The sequence below is a fragment of the Pseudomonas sp. H9 genome (assembly GCF_004353925.1).
GTDB lineage: Bacteria > Pseudomonadota > Gammaproteobacteria > Pseudomonadales > Pseudomonadaceae > Aquipseudomonas.
Genome location: NZ_SMOK01000012.1, coordinates 315,416 through 329,269 on the forward strand (window position 1 = coordinate 315,416; position 13,854 = coordinate 329,269).

Sequence of the window (13,854 nt, forward strand, 5' to 3'; positions counted from 1 at the left end):
GATCGATCCATGTCCACTCGTGAAATCCGCATCGCCACACGCAAAAGTGCTCTTGCCTTGTGGCAGGCCGAATACGTCAAAGCCCGTCTGGAGCAGGCCCACCCGGGTTTGCTGGTAACACTGGTCCCGATGGTTAGCCGGGGCGACAAGCTGCTTGACTCACCGTTGTCGAAAATCGGTGGCAAGGGTCTGTTCGTCAAGGAACTGGAAACCGCGCTGCTGGAAAACCAGGCCGACATCGCCGTGCATTCGATGAAAGACGTGCCCATGGACTTCCCCGAGGGCCTGGGCCTGTACTGCATCTGCGAGCGCGAAGACCCGCGTGACGCCTTTGTTTCCAATACCTTCAAGAGCCTGGATGAGCTGCCAGCTGGCAGTATCGTGGGCACTTCCAGCTTGCGTCGCCAGGCGCAACTGCTGACCCGTCGCCCGGACCTTGAAATCCGCTTCCTGCGTGGCAACGTCAATACGCGCTTGGCCAAACTCGATGCGGGTGAGTACGACGCGATCATCCTGGCCGCCGCCGGCTTGATCCGCCTGGGCTTTGAAGCGCGCATCACCTCCGGCATCAGCGTCGAAGACAGCCTGCCTGCTGGTGGCCAGGGTGCCGTGGGCATCGAATGCCGCAGCGCCGACAGTGAAATTCACGCGTTGCTGGCGCCTCTGCACCATCAGGACACCGCCGACCGCGTGGTTGCCGAACGGGCGCTCAACAAGCATCTCAATGGCGGTTGCCAGGTGCCGATTGCCTGTTATGCCGTGCTCGAAGGTGACCAATTGTGGCTGCGTGGCCTGGTGGGTGAACCCAGTGGCGGCAAGTTGCTGTGCGCCGAAGCCCGTGCGCCGCGCCAGGATGCTGAAGCCCTGGGCGTGCAGGTGGCCGAAGACCTGCTCAAACAAGGCGCTGACGACATCCTCAAAGCCGTTTATGGCGAGGCCGGTCACCCGTGAGCGGCTGGCGTCTGCTCCTGACCCGGCCAGCGGAAGAATGCGCTGCGCTGGCACAGGCGCTGGCCGAACAAGGGGTTGCCAGTAGCAGCCTACCGTTGCTCGACATCGAGCCGCTGGAACTGGACGAGGCGCAGCTGGACGTGTTGCGTGGTGTCGATCGTTACGCCGCCATCATTGTGGTCAGCAAGCCGGCGGCCCGCCTCGGGTTGGCCGCGTTATCCCCTTACTGGCCACAGCTACCTGAACAAGCCTGGTTCACGGTGGGGGCCGCCTCTGCACAGGTGCTTCAGGCCAGCGGCTGCCAGGTCAGCTACCCCGCCGCCGGCGACGATAGCGAAGCACTGCTGCAGTTACCGGCGTTGCATCAGGTAATCGCCGGCCCGGCACCCCGGGTGTTGATCATGCGCGGTGAAGGGGGGCGCGAATTGCTTGCCGAGCGTCTCACCGAGCGAGGTGCTAGTGTCGATTATCTGCAACTCTATCGCCGCTTGCTGCCGACTTACCCCGACGGTGCGCTGCCTGCGCGTGTTGCCGAGGAACGCCTGAACGGCTTGGTGGTCAGCAGTGGGCAGGGTTTTGAACATTTGCGGCAGTTGGCCGGGGAAGATTGGCCTCAGCTCGCACAGCTGACGCTGTTCGTTCCCAGCCCGCGTGTTGCCGCGCAAGCCCGGGATGCCGGGGCACAGAATGTAGTGGACTGTCGCGGTGCCAGTGCCGCGGCGTTGTTGGCAGCCCTGCAGCAAATGCCTGCACCTGCCCTCTGAAGCGCTAAGCTGATTGGCGACGAGCCCAATGCAAAGGATGGATACGTGAGCGAAACTGTCTTGCCCAACGATGACCTGCAATCGACGCCAGCGGCGTCTGAACCCTCTGCCACTACGCCGGGCAAACGTTCGGGCAATGGGCTGGCCGTCCTGGCGCTGCTGCTCGGCGCCGCAGGCGTAGCCGTCGGTGGTTGGGGTGTATGGCAGGTGCGTCAGCTCCAGGGCGCCGAACAGGGCCAGGGGCAATACCTGCAATCCTTGAGCGAAAAGACCCAGGCGTTGCAATTGCGTGAGCAGCAGATCTCGGCGCAGCTGGCGAAGTTGCCTGCGGCTGACGAGCTGGAAGACCGCCGCCGCTTGGTCGCGCAACTGCAGGGCGATCAACAACGCTTGAGCCAGCGTCTGGAAACCATTCTAGGGGCCAGCCGCAAGGACTGGCGTCTGGCCGAGGCGGAGCACTTGTTGCGTCTGGCAAGCTTGCGCTTGTCTGCGTTGCAGGATGTTGTCAGCGCCCGTGCGCTGGTGCAGGGTGCCGATGACATCCTGCGAGAGCAGAGCGACCCGGGTGCTTTTGCCGCCCGTGAGCAACTGGCCAAGAGCCTGGCCACGCTCAACAGCGTTCAACAGCCGGATCGCACCGGGCTGTTCCTGAAACTGGCAGCTCAGCGTGAGCTGGTCCAGCAGCTCAGCGCGCAATCGCCCGAATTCAACAGTGATGCCGATGCGTTGGGTGCGCTGACTGCTGATGGTGATGGCGCCAGTCGTTGGTCGCAGTGGTGGGCAGAGATGTCCAAGTACTTCCAGATCGATTTCGACGTGGATGACAATGTCCGTCCATTGCTGGCCGGGCAGTCGCTTAATCAGCTTCGCCTGGCGTTGAGCCTGACCATCGAGCAAGCCCAGTGGGCGGCACTCAACGGTGAGGCGAAGGTCTACACCCAGGCCCTGGACGACGCGCGCAGTGTCTTGCTGGCCAACTTCAACCCGGACAACCCGCAAAGCAAGGCCATGCTCGACAGCCTCAACGCATTGGCCGAGGAGCCGGTATCGGTGGTGGTCCCGGATCTGGCCGACAGCCTCAGCGCCGTACAAGCCTACCTTGAGCGTCGGCACCTGCCGGCCGAGGAGGCTAAGCCATGAAGCGCGTCTACCTGCTGGCGGTTGTGGCCATTGCGGCCGCTGCCGCACTCGGGATCGCCATCGCCAAGCACAGTGGTTATGTGCTGATTTCATACGGCAGCTTTCGCTATCAGTCAGGGCTGTGGGCGGCGCTGGCGGTCTTGGCCTGCATCATTCTCGGCGTGCTGCTGGTGCGCTACCTGGTCGGTTTGGTGCTGACTTCCAGCGGTGTGGTCAACCCGTGGTCGCGGCGTAACCGCAGCCGTCGTACGCGCCTGGCAATCGAGCAGGGCCAGTTGGATCTTGCTGAGGGCCGTTGGGCGAGCGCGCAGCGCCACTTGCAGCGTGCAGCCGAGGCTGAGCGTCAACCCTTGTTGTACTACCTCGGCGCTGCCCGCGCGGCGAACGAGCTGGGGCGGATCGAGGACCGCGATAACCTGCTTGAGCGTGCTCTGGAGCGCCAGCCGCAAGCGGAGCTGGCCATCGCCTTGAGCCATGCCCAACTGCAGATGGATCACGGTGAGAGCGATGCGGCTTTGATGACATTGCAAGCCATGCAGGAACGTCATCCGCATAACGCTCAAGTGCTCAGATTGCTGCAACGGCTGTACCGCGAGCGCGGCGACTGGTCGGCACTGATTCGCCTGATGCCAGAGTTGCGCAAAGGCAAGGTACTGCCCGCCGCTGAATTGGCAGATCTGGAGCAGCGCGCCTGGGGAGAAAACCTCAGCCTTGCTGCCAGTCGTGAAGGGGAAGAGCAAAGCGCACTGCAGTCACTTGAGCGGGCTTGGCAACAACTGACAGCCGCGCAGCGCCAGGAGCCACAGCTGGTGTTGGCCTATGCCGAGCAGTTGCGTCAGTTGGGGGCCGAAAGTGAGGCTGAGAAGGCCCTGCGCACGGCACTCAAACGTGAGTATGAAAGTCATCTGGCGCGCCTTTATGGTTTGGTGCGTGGTTCTGATCCGGCGCGGCAGTTACAAACGGCCGAAGGCTGGTTGAAGGAGCATGGCGATGACCCAGGGCTGTTGCTCACTCTGGGGCGGTTGAGCCTGCAGAACCGGCTGTGGGGCAAGGCGCGTGATTACCTGGAAAGTAGTTTGCGCCTGCAGCGAAATCCTGAGGCCTGTGCCGAGCTGGCACGTTTGTTGGCCGGGCTGGGTGATTCCGAGCGCAGCAATCAGCTATTTCAGGAAGGCTTGGGGCTGCTCGACGAGCGCCTGCTGGCATTGCCCTTGCCTGGGGCTGTGCAAGCCTGACTGACCCTTGGGTGTGCGCTAATGCGCATGCCCAAGGTGTTGCAGAAAAGACCTACAAGTCCAGGTTTATTTTCCTTATAAGAGCCGACGAATTTTCTACGCGGCTACGCGATTATTCCCTTTCACTTCAGGGACTTACCTTATTTGTCGTGCCTTGAAACAAGACGCGACTTTCCTCTACCGTTGAAGCTTGTTTAATTCGATAACGGACACATCATGCCGTTGCCACGCGTGCGCTCAATGTTCCTTCCGGCCTTTTTGGCCTCGGTGCTAATGCTGGCCGTCGCGCTTTATCTTGAATGGGGTATGGCGTTGTCGCCTTGCTCATTGTGTTACAGCCAGCGACTTTTTCTAGGTGGCTTTGTATTGGTCTGCTTTTGCGCAGTGCTGCACCTTCCCGGCCCCTTTGGTACTTACGTTTATGCCGGGCTGGCGTTGTTGTTTGCTGCTGCCGGAGCGCTGATTGCAGCCAGGCATGTGTGGTTGCAGGGGGCATCGGCTCTGACGCTTGGTTGTCAGCCTTCAATGAGCTATTTCATCGAAAGCATGCCGCTGAGCCAGTTGCTGAAAGTCATGGTGCTGGGCAGTTCTGAATGTGTGCCGATCAATTGGAGTTTTCTCGATCTGACGGTGCCTGAATGGAGCTTGTTGGCGTTCGTATTGTTAGCCCTCTTGCTGCTTGTTCGCCTGTTTGCGTACAGGCACGCCGTCATCCGCCGCTTGGCCAATAACTGAAGCGAAGGGTTCGGGTTCAAACGACCGGCGGCAGACCAAAGTGGGATTAAACACTTGTATGAACTTTGTCGCCTGCGTACCTTGAAGCCAAGGGCGCACGGGAATAATCTCCCTGCACGCATACCGAAAACACAGCTGCTCGATGCCGCCTGCTGATTTCACCTTTGCTGCGCACGTTTGCGAGCGGGGGCAGGCGCATTACCCAGAAGGGAAGAGATCGCCATGCTAGATAGTTGTCAGAATGCTCAGGAACGCTGGGGTGGGGTTCATAAGCTCATAGACCGCTGGTTGGATGAGCGTGCAGAGTTGGTGACAGCCTTTCGCGCGTTACGCGATGCCAAGCCGGCATTTGCTGACAAGGACAAGAGCCGGGACTTCTGTGCGGTGCTGATCGACTATGTGTCGGCCTGGCATTTTGAAGTGAGTGAACAACTGGTCAGCGAAGCTAAAGCCTTTGGTGATACACGGGGGCTGGAACTGGCCAAACAAATCAGCCCGCGTATCGATGCGACCACTGAAATTGCTACGGCCTTCAACGATCATTGCGACAAGGGTAACTGCAACGACCCTGAGCGCTTTGCGAAAAAGCTGAGCGAGCTTGGGAGCCTGCTGCACGAGCGCTTCGAACTCGAAGATTGCCTGATCGAAGTGCTGCACAACGCGCACAGTGAAGAGGGCGCGGTACAGGCCTGATGGGCATGCCGACAGCTCAGTCGGCAACCCCCAGAAGCTCGATCTCGAACACCAGTGGCGTATAGGGCGCAATCAGGTCGCCCGCGCCTTCGGCGCCATAGGCCTGCGCTGAAGGAATCACCAGGCGCCACTTCGACCCAGTTGCCATTTCAGGCAGCGCCACTTGCCACCCCTCGATCACACTGTCCAGGTTGAACCATTGTGCTTGCTGGTTCTGATCGAAGACTGTGCCATCGGGCAATTTCCCGACATAGCGAACCTGAACTTTGCCGTGGGCAGAGGGCTTGGCGCCGGTGCCAGTTGCCCATTCATTGACGAGAATGCCTGCGGCTAATTCGCGCACACCTGCTCGGGCTCGCTCAGTGGCCATGAAGCGTTTTTCTGCACTCAACAATTGTTCTTGTTGTGCCTGTAGCGCGGCTTCCTGTGCACGATTTTCATGTTCACTGAGTATGGCTGTCATACGCTCTTTGCTCAGCGCCAACGGCTTGTTCTGATAGGCCTGACGCAGGCCTTCAAGCAAGGCTTCCAATTGCAAGTCGGGAACTTCAGAACGCAAGCGCTCACCAAGGCTTGCCCCCAGGCTGTAGGCCAGATCGTGCTCATTTGTGGTGGGTTGTGCCGGAGCTGCCAAGAGCGATGCCGGGAATAGAAAAAGAGCTAATACGAGATAGCGCGACACGGGCTCACTCCTGCTTCAGCGGACATGAAGTATGCCAGCCTTCGTCTGCGACTTCGTGTAAATATCAGCAACACTTTTTGAAGCATCTACACTTGATTCCAGCTGCAGCGATAACAACTTTGCCCAGGCATGCAACGCGGCGCCATCAATACTGTCAACATGCCCTAGCGGCGGTAGCAGCAGAAGCATAGTATGAGCCGCACTCTCGTCAGCCAGGAGGTAAACCATGTCGGCCAATAAGAAGCCAGTAAGTACGCCGTTGCACCTGCTCCAACAACTCTCGGGCAGCCTGCTTGATCATTTGGAAAATGCCTGCTCGCAAGCGCTGGCTGATGCTGAAAAATTGCTCGCCAAGTTGGAAAAACAGCGTGGCAAGGCACAAGAAAAACTGCACAAGTCCCGTCTCAAACTTCAAGACGCAGCCAAGTCTGGAAAAGCCAAGGCACAAGCCAAAGCCAAGTCCACTGCCGCTGAACTGGAAGAGTTGCTCGATTCGCTCAAAGAGCGTCAGTCGCAGACTCGCACCTATATTCTTCAACTCAAGCGTGACGCTCAGGAAAGCCTGAAACTGGCCCAGGGTGTTGGCAAGGTTAGAGAAGCAGCTGCCAAGGCACTGACTCAGCGTGAAGCAAAACCTGCTCCTGTAGCGGCCAAACCAGCTGCCAAGCCAGCCGCCAGAGTCGCGAGCAAACCTGCCGCCAAGCCTGCGGCAAAAGCTGCTGCCAAACCGGCTGCCAAGGCCCCTGCGCGTACTGCTGCAGCCAAGCCTGCTGCGGCTAAAGCACCCGCCAAGCCTGCAGCCAAAACCGCAGCAGCCAAACCGGCTGCCGCAAAAGCGCCGGCGAAACCGGCAGCAGCAAAACCAGCAGCAAAACCAGCAGCAAAACCGGCGGCCAAGCCAGCTGCCAAAGCGGCTGCTAAGCCTGCCGCTAAAACGGCTGCTGCCAAACCTGCCGCAGCCAAGCCAGCAGCTAAGCCAGCCGCTGCGAAAGCCCCGGCCAAACCTGCTGCGGCCAAACCGGTTGCTGCCAAGCCAGCTGCTAAACCTGCAGCCAAGCCGGCAGCAGCGAAGGCACCTGCCAAGCCGGCAGCAAAACCTGCCGCAGCGAAAGCCCCGGCCAAACCTGCAGCCAAACCTGCTGCGGCAAAAGCACCTGCCCGGCCAGCGGCCAAGCCAGCCGCCAAACCGGCAGCGCAACCTGCTGCAGCCAAGCCTGCTACCCCGGCACCCGCGCCAGTGGCTTCCACTCCAGCGCCAGCAGCCACGGCACCGACAGCTGCGCCAGCCGCTCCGGCATCGCCAGTAACTGCACCTCAGACGCCGTCTTCGGCCTCCTGAGTCGATTGCATCGCGACGCGCAGCGTATGCCGCGCGTCGTGATGCGCACTGGTGCCTTCGGGTGTCAGGTAGTTCAACCAGTCGGCAGCCGGTTCAGATGCTGCCAACCAATCGTCACAGATCTCCTGTAAGCGTTCGAGCAAGATACGCTCTGCATTGAGTTCCAGCCCTTTCACCTGCTCACGCAAATGAGCCAGTTGCGGATCCTGACTGGCTGCGGTTCGCCATTGCTGGCGTAGGTTGCGTAACGGTGTGATCACCCCGAGTTGCCAGGCTGCGGCACGTTCGCGCAAGGCCTGCATACGTTGCTCAGTTGGCGCAATGCCGCGGGTATTGAGCCAGGCTGCACACAGCAGCAGGCAGACATCGCCTCCTTGATCCTGCCATTGCAGGCACGCAGCTTCCACGCCGGGGCGGGCGTAAAGATTCAGGGCAAAATTCCACAGGTCGGTGTGCATGGTCCTACTCGCGCCAGTTGCCGACGAAGCTGGTAGACTTCGCGGCCATTATGATCAGACTATCGAACCTCACTTTACAGCGTGGTCCTCAGCGCCTGCTAGAAGGCGCCGAGATGACCCTGCACGCCGGCCAGAAAGCCGGCCTGATCGGTGCCAATGGCGCCGGTAAATCCAGCCTGTTCGCCTTGCTGCGCGGGGAGCTGACGCCCGATTCCGGTGACTGTCAGCTGCCGGCAGACTGGCGCATTGCGCACATGCGTCAGGAGGTCGATACCCTCGACCGGCTGGCGGTCGACTATGTGCTTGATGGTGACGCTCGACTGCGTAAGGTCCAGGCTGACCTCGCCGCTGCCGAGGCGGCCCATGATGGTACGGCGCTCGCGCGCCTGCACATTGAGCTCGACAGTGCTGACGGCTATACCGCCGATGCTCGCGCGCGCAAATTGCTGGCAGGTCTGGGCTTTACCAACGAGCAGATGGACCGTCGTGTCGGTGACTTCTCCGGTGGCTGGCGGATGCGTTTGAACCTGGCCCAGGCACTGATGTGCCCATCCGACCTGTTGCTGCTCGACGAGCCAACCAACCACCTGGACCTCGATGCGATCCTGTGGCTGGAGGAATGGCTCAAGGGTTATCCCGGCACGCTGTTGCTGATTTCCCACGACCGCGATTTTCTCGATGCCGTGGTCGACCATGTGGCGCACGTCGAACAGTGCAAATTGACGCTTTACCGCGGCGGTTACACGGCGTTCGAGCGCACGCGTGCCGAGCGCCTGGCGCAGCAGCAACAGGCCTATGAGAAGCAGCAGGCTCAGCGTGCGCACATGGAAAAGTACATCGCCCGATTCAAGGCCCAGGCCACCAAGGCCCGTCAGGCGCAAAGCCGGATCAAGGCGTTGGAACGCATGGAGGAGTTGTCGGCTGCACATGTAGATTCGCCGTTCGACTTCACCTTCCGTGAGTCAGAAAAAATCTCCAGCCCGCTGCTCGACTTGTCGGAAGGGCGCCTGGGTTACGGCGACAAGACCATCCTCGAGAAGGTCAAGCTGCAGCTCACGCCGGGTGCGCGAATCGGTTTGCTCGGCCCCAACGGTGCGGGTAAGTCGACGCTGATCAAGAACCTGGCCGGTGAACTGGAGCCGCTGAGCGGGCGCCTGGTGCGCGGTGAGAACCTGTCTGTGGGGTACTTCGCCCAGCACCAGCTCGACTCTCTGGATAACAAGGCCAGCCCCTTGCTGCACCTGCAGCGCTTGGCACCGACCGAGCGTGAGCAAACCCTGCGTGATTTCCTCGGTGGTTTTGACTTCCGCGGCGGGCGTATCGATGAGCCAGTGCTGAACTTCTCCGGTGGTGAGAAGGCTCGCCTGGCCCTGGCATTGATTGCCTGGGAGCGTCCTAACCTGCTGCTGCTCGACGAGCCGACCAACCACCTGGACCTGGAAATGCGCCTGGCGCTGACCATGGCGTTACAGGAGTTCAGTGGCGCGGTGCTGGTGGTGTCCCACGACCGTCACTTGCTCAAGAGCACCACTGACGACTTCCTGTTGGTAGCCGACGGTAAGGTCGAGACTTTCGATGGCGACCTGGACGACTACACCCGCTGGTTGGTCGAGTACCGTCAGCGCAATGCACCGGTCAGTGCTGCGCCGGTGAATGCCGACAAGACTGACAAGAAAGCTCAGCGTCAGGCCGCAGCTGCATTGCGTCAGCAACTGGCGCCACACAAGCGTGAAGCCGACAAGCTGGAGCGCGAGCTGGGCACGTTGCACGAGCAACTGGCCAAGGTCGATGCCAGCCTGGGTGACAGCGCCTTGTATGAGGCTGCACGCAAGGACGAATTGCGCGACTTGCTGGCCCAGCAGGCCAAGCTCAAGGTGCGCGAGGCAGAGTTGGAAGAAGCCTGGATGGCCGCCCTTGAGCAGCTGGAGACCATGCAGGCGGAGCTGGAGGCCTTGTCTTGATGGCGTCATGGCAGTTGCCGGTGCCGCCGGAGTGGATTGCGCCGTTCTGGATGGGCTTGCAGATTCTCCTGATCCTTTGCGCTGCGTTTGTGCTGCAGCGCTTGGTCGGGCGGGGCTTGAAGCGCCTTGGTGAACGCTATCCGTTGCCACCGGAACTGATGATGCCGGTGCGCGGTAGCTTGCGCTGGCTGATCATGGGCAGCGCGCTGGTGTTCGTCCTGGAGCGCCTCGGGGTCTCTGCCACGGTGTTGTGGACAGCGTTGTCGGGCTTCGTTGCCGTGGCTGCGGTGGCGTTTTTCGCCATGTGGAGTGTGCTGTCGAACTTGTTGTGCGCCGTCCTGATTTTCACCGTCGGGCCGTTTCGCATCGGTGATGTGGTGGAACTGGTCGAGACCATCGACAAGCCCGGTGTCAAAGGCCGGGTAGTGGCTATCAACCTGCTGTTCACCACCCTCACGGAAATGCCTGAAGCAGGTGGGGCGACGGTTCAGGTGCCCAACAGCCAGTTTTTCCAGAAGTCGGTCAGGCGTTGGCGCGGTACGGATGTTGTGCCGTTGGTGGGGGACGACAAAACGACAGGTAAATGATCGCGAACTGAAAAAAATCGTGGTTATTTTTTCACCAGCACACTAGCTTAGAGTTTTGTTACAAGTTCGGGCCGAGGTGTGTGATGTCGTTAGAAACGTGGTTGGCATTTTTTGCCGCTTGCTGGGTGATCAGCCTGTCACCGGGCGCAGGGGCAATTGCCTCGATGTCTTGTGGCTTGCAGTATGGATTCTGGCGCGGTTACTGGAACGCTTTGGGCCTGCAGCTGGGCCTGGTGCTACAGATCGCGATCATTGCTGCAGGCGTCGGCGCCATCCTTGCCGCATCGGCCACCGCGTTTCAACTGATCAAATGGTTCGGTGTCGCCTACCTGGTGTACCTGGCCGTCAAGCAATGGCGCGCCTTGCCTTCTGACCTCAGCGATGAGTCCGCCGTACGGCCTATCGGTAAACCGCTGAGCCTGGTGTTTCGTGGATTTCTGGTCAACGTCAGCAACCCCAAGGCTCTGGTCTTCATGCTTGCGGTGCTGCCACAGTTCATCAACCCGCATGCACCGCTGTTGCCTCAGTACCTGATCATCACCGCGACCATGATCACCGTCGATTTGCTGGTGATGGCGGGCTACACCGGGTTGGCCGCGCGGGTATTGCGTTTGCTGCGCACGCCCAAGCAACAGCGGCGGATGAACCGTACCTTTGCCGGCTTGTTCCTCGGTGCCGCGACTTTGCTCGCGACCATTCGCCGAACCCCCGTCTGACTCTGTAGGAGCGGGCTTGCCCCGCGATTGCGGTGTGTCAGTCATATCGGATCGCGGGGCAAGCCCGCTCCTACAGATGAAATTGTCACTAAATTTTACTTAGATTGACCGGTAAACCTTGAGCGATCGCCAATGGAAGTGAACAATGCAATTCCTCGCATTGTTATTTGAGATTGGCTCATGATTCCCCGTTCCCGCTTGCTCGCCTGGCTGCTATGGCCGGTGTTGGCGCTGAGCAGTTCTGTGCTGCTGGCTGACACCGTGGACGACGCTGCCAAGGCTTTGCACTTGCTCGATTACATCGGCGCCGATTACCCGGCCACGGTGGAGGCCGGCAAGGTGGTGGATGACGGCGAATACCGCGAGCAGCTGGAGTTCACTGACGTGTTGCAAGGCCTGATCAGTGGCTTGCCAGCACGAGCCGAGCGCCAGGCCCTGGAACAGGGCGTGGTCAGCCTGCGTGAGGCAATCAATCAACGCCAAGACGGTGCCAGTGTCGCGCGTCAGGCTCGACAGCTCGGCGCGCAACTGGCCGTTGCCTACGAAGTCAGCCAGGCACCGATCATCACCCCAGACCCTTCACGCGGCGCACCGCTGTATGCACAGCACTGCTCGGTGTGCCACGGCGACAGCGGTGCCGGAGATGGCCCGGCAGGTGTAGGCTTGGAGCCACCACCGGCCAATCTGCGCAGCAGCGAGCGACTCGCGCGGCTTAGTCTGTATGACCTCTACAACACCTTGGGGCAAGGTATCGAGGGCACCGACATGCCTTCCTTTGCCGACCAGTTGGACGAGCGTCAACGCTGGGACCTGGCCACCTATGTCGCCAGCTTCACCGCAGATCCGGCCAAGGCCAAAAGCGAAACCACCTACAACCTTGCCGACCTGGCGCGTCAGACTCCGTTGGAGATTGAGGCCTCGCAAGGGCTGGAAGCGGCGGCGACATTCCGTGCCCAACGCGCTCAGCCACCGCAGGTTCAGCGGGGCCCGGCACAGCTGCTGGATTACACCGCCAGTACACTGGACAAGAGCCTGGCGGCCTATCAAAGCGGCGACCATGAACAGGCCTACGACCTGTCGGTAGCGGCGTATTTGGAGGGCTTCGAACTGGTCGAAAGCTCCCTGGACAACGTCGACGCCAATGTACGCAAAGACACTGAAAAATCACTGATGGCCTACCGTCAGGCCCTGCAGGATGGCTTGCCGATCGAGCAGGTAAGCCAGCGCCTGCAGGCGGCCAAAGGCAAGCTCAAGGAAGCGGCCGACCTGTTGGGCGGCGATGGCCTGAGCTGGACGCTGAGCTACATCTCGGGCTTGTTGATCCTGCTGCGCGAAGGCCTGGAAGCGATCCTCGTGCTGGCGGCGATTCTCGCCTTTCTGCGCAACACCGGTCAGCAGTCGGCGGTGCGTAGCGTCAATATTGGTTGGCTGCTGGCGTTGCTGGCCGGTTTCGGCACCTGGGCCCTGGCCGCTTATGTGATCGACGTTGGCGGCGCCCAGCGCGAGCTGCTTGAGGGGTGTACGGCGCTGTTCGCCAGCGTCATGGTGTTGTGGCTGGGCGTGTGGATGCACGACCGTCGGCATGCGGCAGCCTGGCAGAACTACATCAAAAGCAGCCTGGTCAGTGGTGGCGGGCGCTTCGGTTTTGCCTTGCTGGCGTTCTTCTCGGTTTACCGTGAGCTGTTCGAAGTGATTCTGTTCTACGAAACCCTGTGGCTACAGGCCGGCCCAGCAGGGCACCAGGCCGTGCTGGCGGGTGGTGCTACGGCCTTGCTGCTGCTGGTGGGGCTGGCTTGGATCATTTTGCGGGGCTCGGCGAAGCTGCCGCTGGCGCTGTTCTTCAGCATCAACGCTGCTTTGCTCTGCGCCTTGTCGGTGGTGTTTGCCGGTCATGGGGTCAAGGCCCTGCAGGAAGCTGGGGTGTTTGGTACGCATCCGGTGGCGTTCTTTGACTTCGACTGGTTGGGTATCCACGCGGATGCTTATTCGCTGACGGCGCAGGCGGTTGCCTTGCTGGCGATTGTGATTCTCTACGGGCGCAGCCGCCTGGCTGAGAAACGCCGCGTTTCAGCAGGCTGATTTGAAGCGCAGCGGGCGAGCGGAGATACTGTTCGCCCGTTTTTATGTTGGAAGTGTTGTCATGCGTGTCTGGATTGATGCTGATGCCTGCCCCAAGGCGGCCAAGGATCAGGTCGTCAAATTTGCCCTGAAACGTCAGCTGGAGGTGGTGCTGGTGGCCGGGCAGAGCCAGATCAAGCCGGCTTTTGCCTGCGTCAAACTGATTGTGGTGCCGAGCGGTCCTGATGCTGCTGACGATTACCTGGTCGAGCATGCAGTGCCTGGCGAGTTGGTGATCTGCAGTGATGTACCGTTGGCCGATCGGCTGGTGAAGAAAGGCGTGGCGTGTCTTGATCCACGCGGTCGGGAGTTCGACGAGCGCAATATGGGCGAGCGTCTGGCTGTGCGCAATCTGTTCACCGACTTGCGTGAGCAGGGGCAGGTCGGGGGTGGCCAGGCGCCTTATGGCGACCGCGAGAAGCAGGCGTTTGCCAATTCTCTGGACCGGATTCTTACGCGTCTGGCACGTCAGTAG

The 13,854-nt window shown here is 60.6% G+C and carries 14 protein-coding genes; 12 read left to right on the forward strand and 2 right to left on the reverse strand.

Going from position 1 to position 13,854, the window contains the following annotated elements; all coding sequences use genetic code 11:
• Window positions 1-9: 9 nt before the first annotated feature.
• From hemC to rsd, 6 genes are all read left to right on the forward strand, one after another.
• Complete coding sequence (hemC, locus tag E1573_RS12070; RefSeq protein WP_133213899.1) at window positions 10-951, forward strand: hydroxymethylbilane synthase; 942 nt, start codon at window positions 10-12, stop codon at window positions 949-951.
• The gene (locus tag E1573_RS12075) at window positions 948-1,715 is read left to right on the forward strand and encodes a uroporphyrinogen-III synthase (protein ID WP_133213901.1); all 768 of its coding nucleotides are present in this window, start codon (window positions 948-950) and stop codon (window positions 1,713-1,715) included. Before hemC ends, E1573_RS12075 begins: the two co-directional genes overlap by 4 nt.
• 45 nt (window positions 1,716-1,760) lie before the next feature.
• A complete protein-coding gene (locus tag E1573_RS12080; protein WP_133213903.1) occupies window positions 1,761-2,855 on the forward strand; it encodes a uroporphyrinogen-III C-methyltransferase in 1,095 nt (364 codons plus the stop codon).
• Complete coding sequence (locus tag E1573_RS12085; RefSeq protein WP_133213905.1) at window positions 2,852-4,090, forward strand: heme biosynthesis protein HemY; 1,239 nt, start codon at window positions 2,852-2,854, stop codon at window positions 4,088-4,090. Before E1573_RS12080 ends, E1573_RS12085 begins: the two co-directional genes overlap by 4 nt.
• Before the next feature lie 216 nt (window positions 4,091-4,306).
• Window positions 4,307-4,825, forward strand: coding sequence for a disulfide bond formation protein B (locus E1573_RS12090; RefSeq protein ID WP_133213907.1), 519 nt, complete (start codon window positions 4,307-4,309; stop codon window positions 4,823-4,825).
• A 222-nt stretch (window positions 4,826-5,047) separates the two neighbouring features.
• Window positions 5,048-5,518, forward strand: a complete 471-nt coding sequence (gene rsd / locus E1573_RS12095) for a sigma D regulator (RefSeq protein ID WP_133213909.1) — start codon at window positions 5,048-5,050, stop codon at window positions 5,516-5,518.
• Between the two features lie 16 nt (window positions 5,519-5,534).
• Here rsd and E1573_RS12100 read toward each other — a convergent pair whose 3' ends face one another.
• The gene (locus E1573_RS12100; protein WP_133213911.1) at window positions 5,535-6,200 is read right to left on the reverse strand and encodes an FKBP-type peptidyl-prolyl cis-trans isomerase; all 666 of its coding nucleotides are present in this window, start codon (window positions 6,198-6,200) and stop codon (window positions 5,535-5,537) included.
• 226 nt (window positions 6,201-6,426) lie between these two features.
• On the opposite strand from E1573_RS12100, the gene E1573_RS12110 reads away from it, so the two are divergent.
• Complete coding sequence (locus tag E1573_RS12110; protein WP_133213915.1) at window positions 6,427-7,539, forward strand: AlgP family protein; 1,113 nt, start codon at window positions 6,427-6,429, stop codon at window positions 7,537-7,539.
• Here the strand turns inward: E1573_RS12110 and E1573_RS12115 are convergent.
• The gene (locus E1573_RS12115; RefSeq protein WP_133213917.1) at window positions 7,515-7,997 is read right to left on the reverse strand and encodes a TIGR02444 family protein; all 483 of its coding nucleotides are present in this window, start codon (window positions 7,995-7,997) and stop codon (window positions 7,515-7,517) included. The genes E1573_RS12110 and E1573_RS12115 overlap by 25 nt on opposite strands.
• A 50-nt stretch (window positions 7,998-8,047) precedes the next feature.
• Here E1573_RS12115 and E1573_RS12120 point away from each other — a divergent pair, with 50 nt between their 5' ends.
• From E1573_RS12120 to E1573_RS12140, 5 genes are all read left to right on the forward strand, one after another.
• Window positions 8,048-9,958, forward strand: coding sequence for an ATP-binding cassette domain-containing protein (locus E1573_RS12120; protein WP_133213919.1), 1,911 nt, complete (start codon window positions 8,048-8,050; stop codon window positions 9,956-9,958).
• Window positions 9,958-10,545 (forward strand): mechanosensitive ion channel family protein, encoded by a 588-nt coding sequence (locus tag E1573_RS12125; protein ID WP_133213921.1) that lies wholly within the window; start codon window positions 9,958-9,960, stop codon window positions 10,543-10,545. The genes E1573_RS12120 and E1573_RS12125 overlap by 1 nt, the downstream gene beginning before the upstream one ends.
• An 83-nt stretch (window positions 10,546-10,628) precedes the next feature.
• Window positions 10,629-11,261, forward strand: a complete 633-nt coding sequence (locus E1573_RS12130; protein WP_133213923.1) for a LysE family transporter — start codon at window positions 10,629-10,631, stop codon at window positions 11,259-11,261.
• Window positions 11,262-11,441: 180 nt separating this feature from the next.
• Complete coding sequence (locus E1573_RS12135; protein WP_133213925.1) at window positions 11,442-13,340, forward strand: cytochrome c/FTR1 family iron permease; 1,899 nt, start codon at window positions 11,442-11,444, stop codon at window positions 13,338-13,340.
• Window positions 13,341-13,401: 61 nt separating this feature from the next.
• On the forward strand, window positions 13,402-13,854 hold the full coding sequence (locus E1573_RS12140) for a YaiI/YqxD family protein (protein WP_133213927.1): 453 nt from the start codon (window positions 13,402-13,404) through the stop codon (window positions 13,852-13,854).

Coding starts and splice junctions, on each gene's coding strand:
- E1573_RS12110 (WP_133213915.1), top strand. CDS start 6,427: ATGTCGGCCAATAAGAAGCCAGTAAGTACGCCGTTGCACCTGCTCCAA.
- E1573_RS12130 (WP_133213923.1), top strand. CDS start 10,629: ATGTCGTTAGAAACGTGGTTGGCATTTTTTGCCGCTTGCTGGGTGATC.
- E1573_RS12125 (WP_133213921.1), top strand. CDS start 9,958: ATGGCGTCATGGCAGTTGCCGGTGCCGCCGGAGTGGATTGCGCCGTTC.
- E1573_RS12120 (WP_133213919.1), top strand. CDS start 8,048: ATGATCAGACTATCGAACCTCACTTTACAGCGTGGTCCTCAGCGCCTG.
- rsd (WP_133213909.1), top strand. CDS start 5,048: ATGCTAGATAGTTGTCAGAATGCTCAGGAACGCTGGGGTGGGGTTCAT.
- hemC (WP_133213899.1), top strand. CDS start 10: ATGTCCACTCGTGAAATCCGCATCGCCACACGCAAAAGTGCTCTTGCC.
- E1573_RS12115 (WP_133213917.1), bottom strand. CDS start 7,997: ATGCACACCGACCTGTGGAATTTTGCCCTGAATCTTTACGCCCGCCCC.
- E1573_RS12090 (WP_133213907.1), top strand. CDS start 4,307: ATGCCGTTGCCACGCGTGCGCTCAATGTTCCTTCCGGCCTTTTTGGCC.
- E1573_RS12140 (WP_133213927.1), top strand. CDS start 13,402: ATGCGTGTCTGGATTGATGCTGATGCCTGCCCCAAGGCGGCCAAGGAT.
- E1573_RS12135 (WP_133213925.1), top strand. CDS start 11,442: ATGATTCCCCGTTCCCGCTTGCTCGCCTGGCTGCTATGGCCGGTGTTG.
- E1573_RS12085 (WP_133213905.1), top strand. CDS start 2,852: ATGAAGCGCGTCTACCTGCTGGCGGTTGTGGCCATTGCGGCCGCTGCC.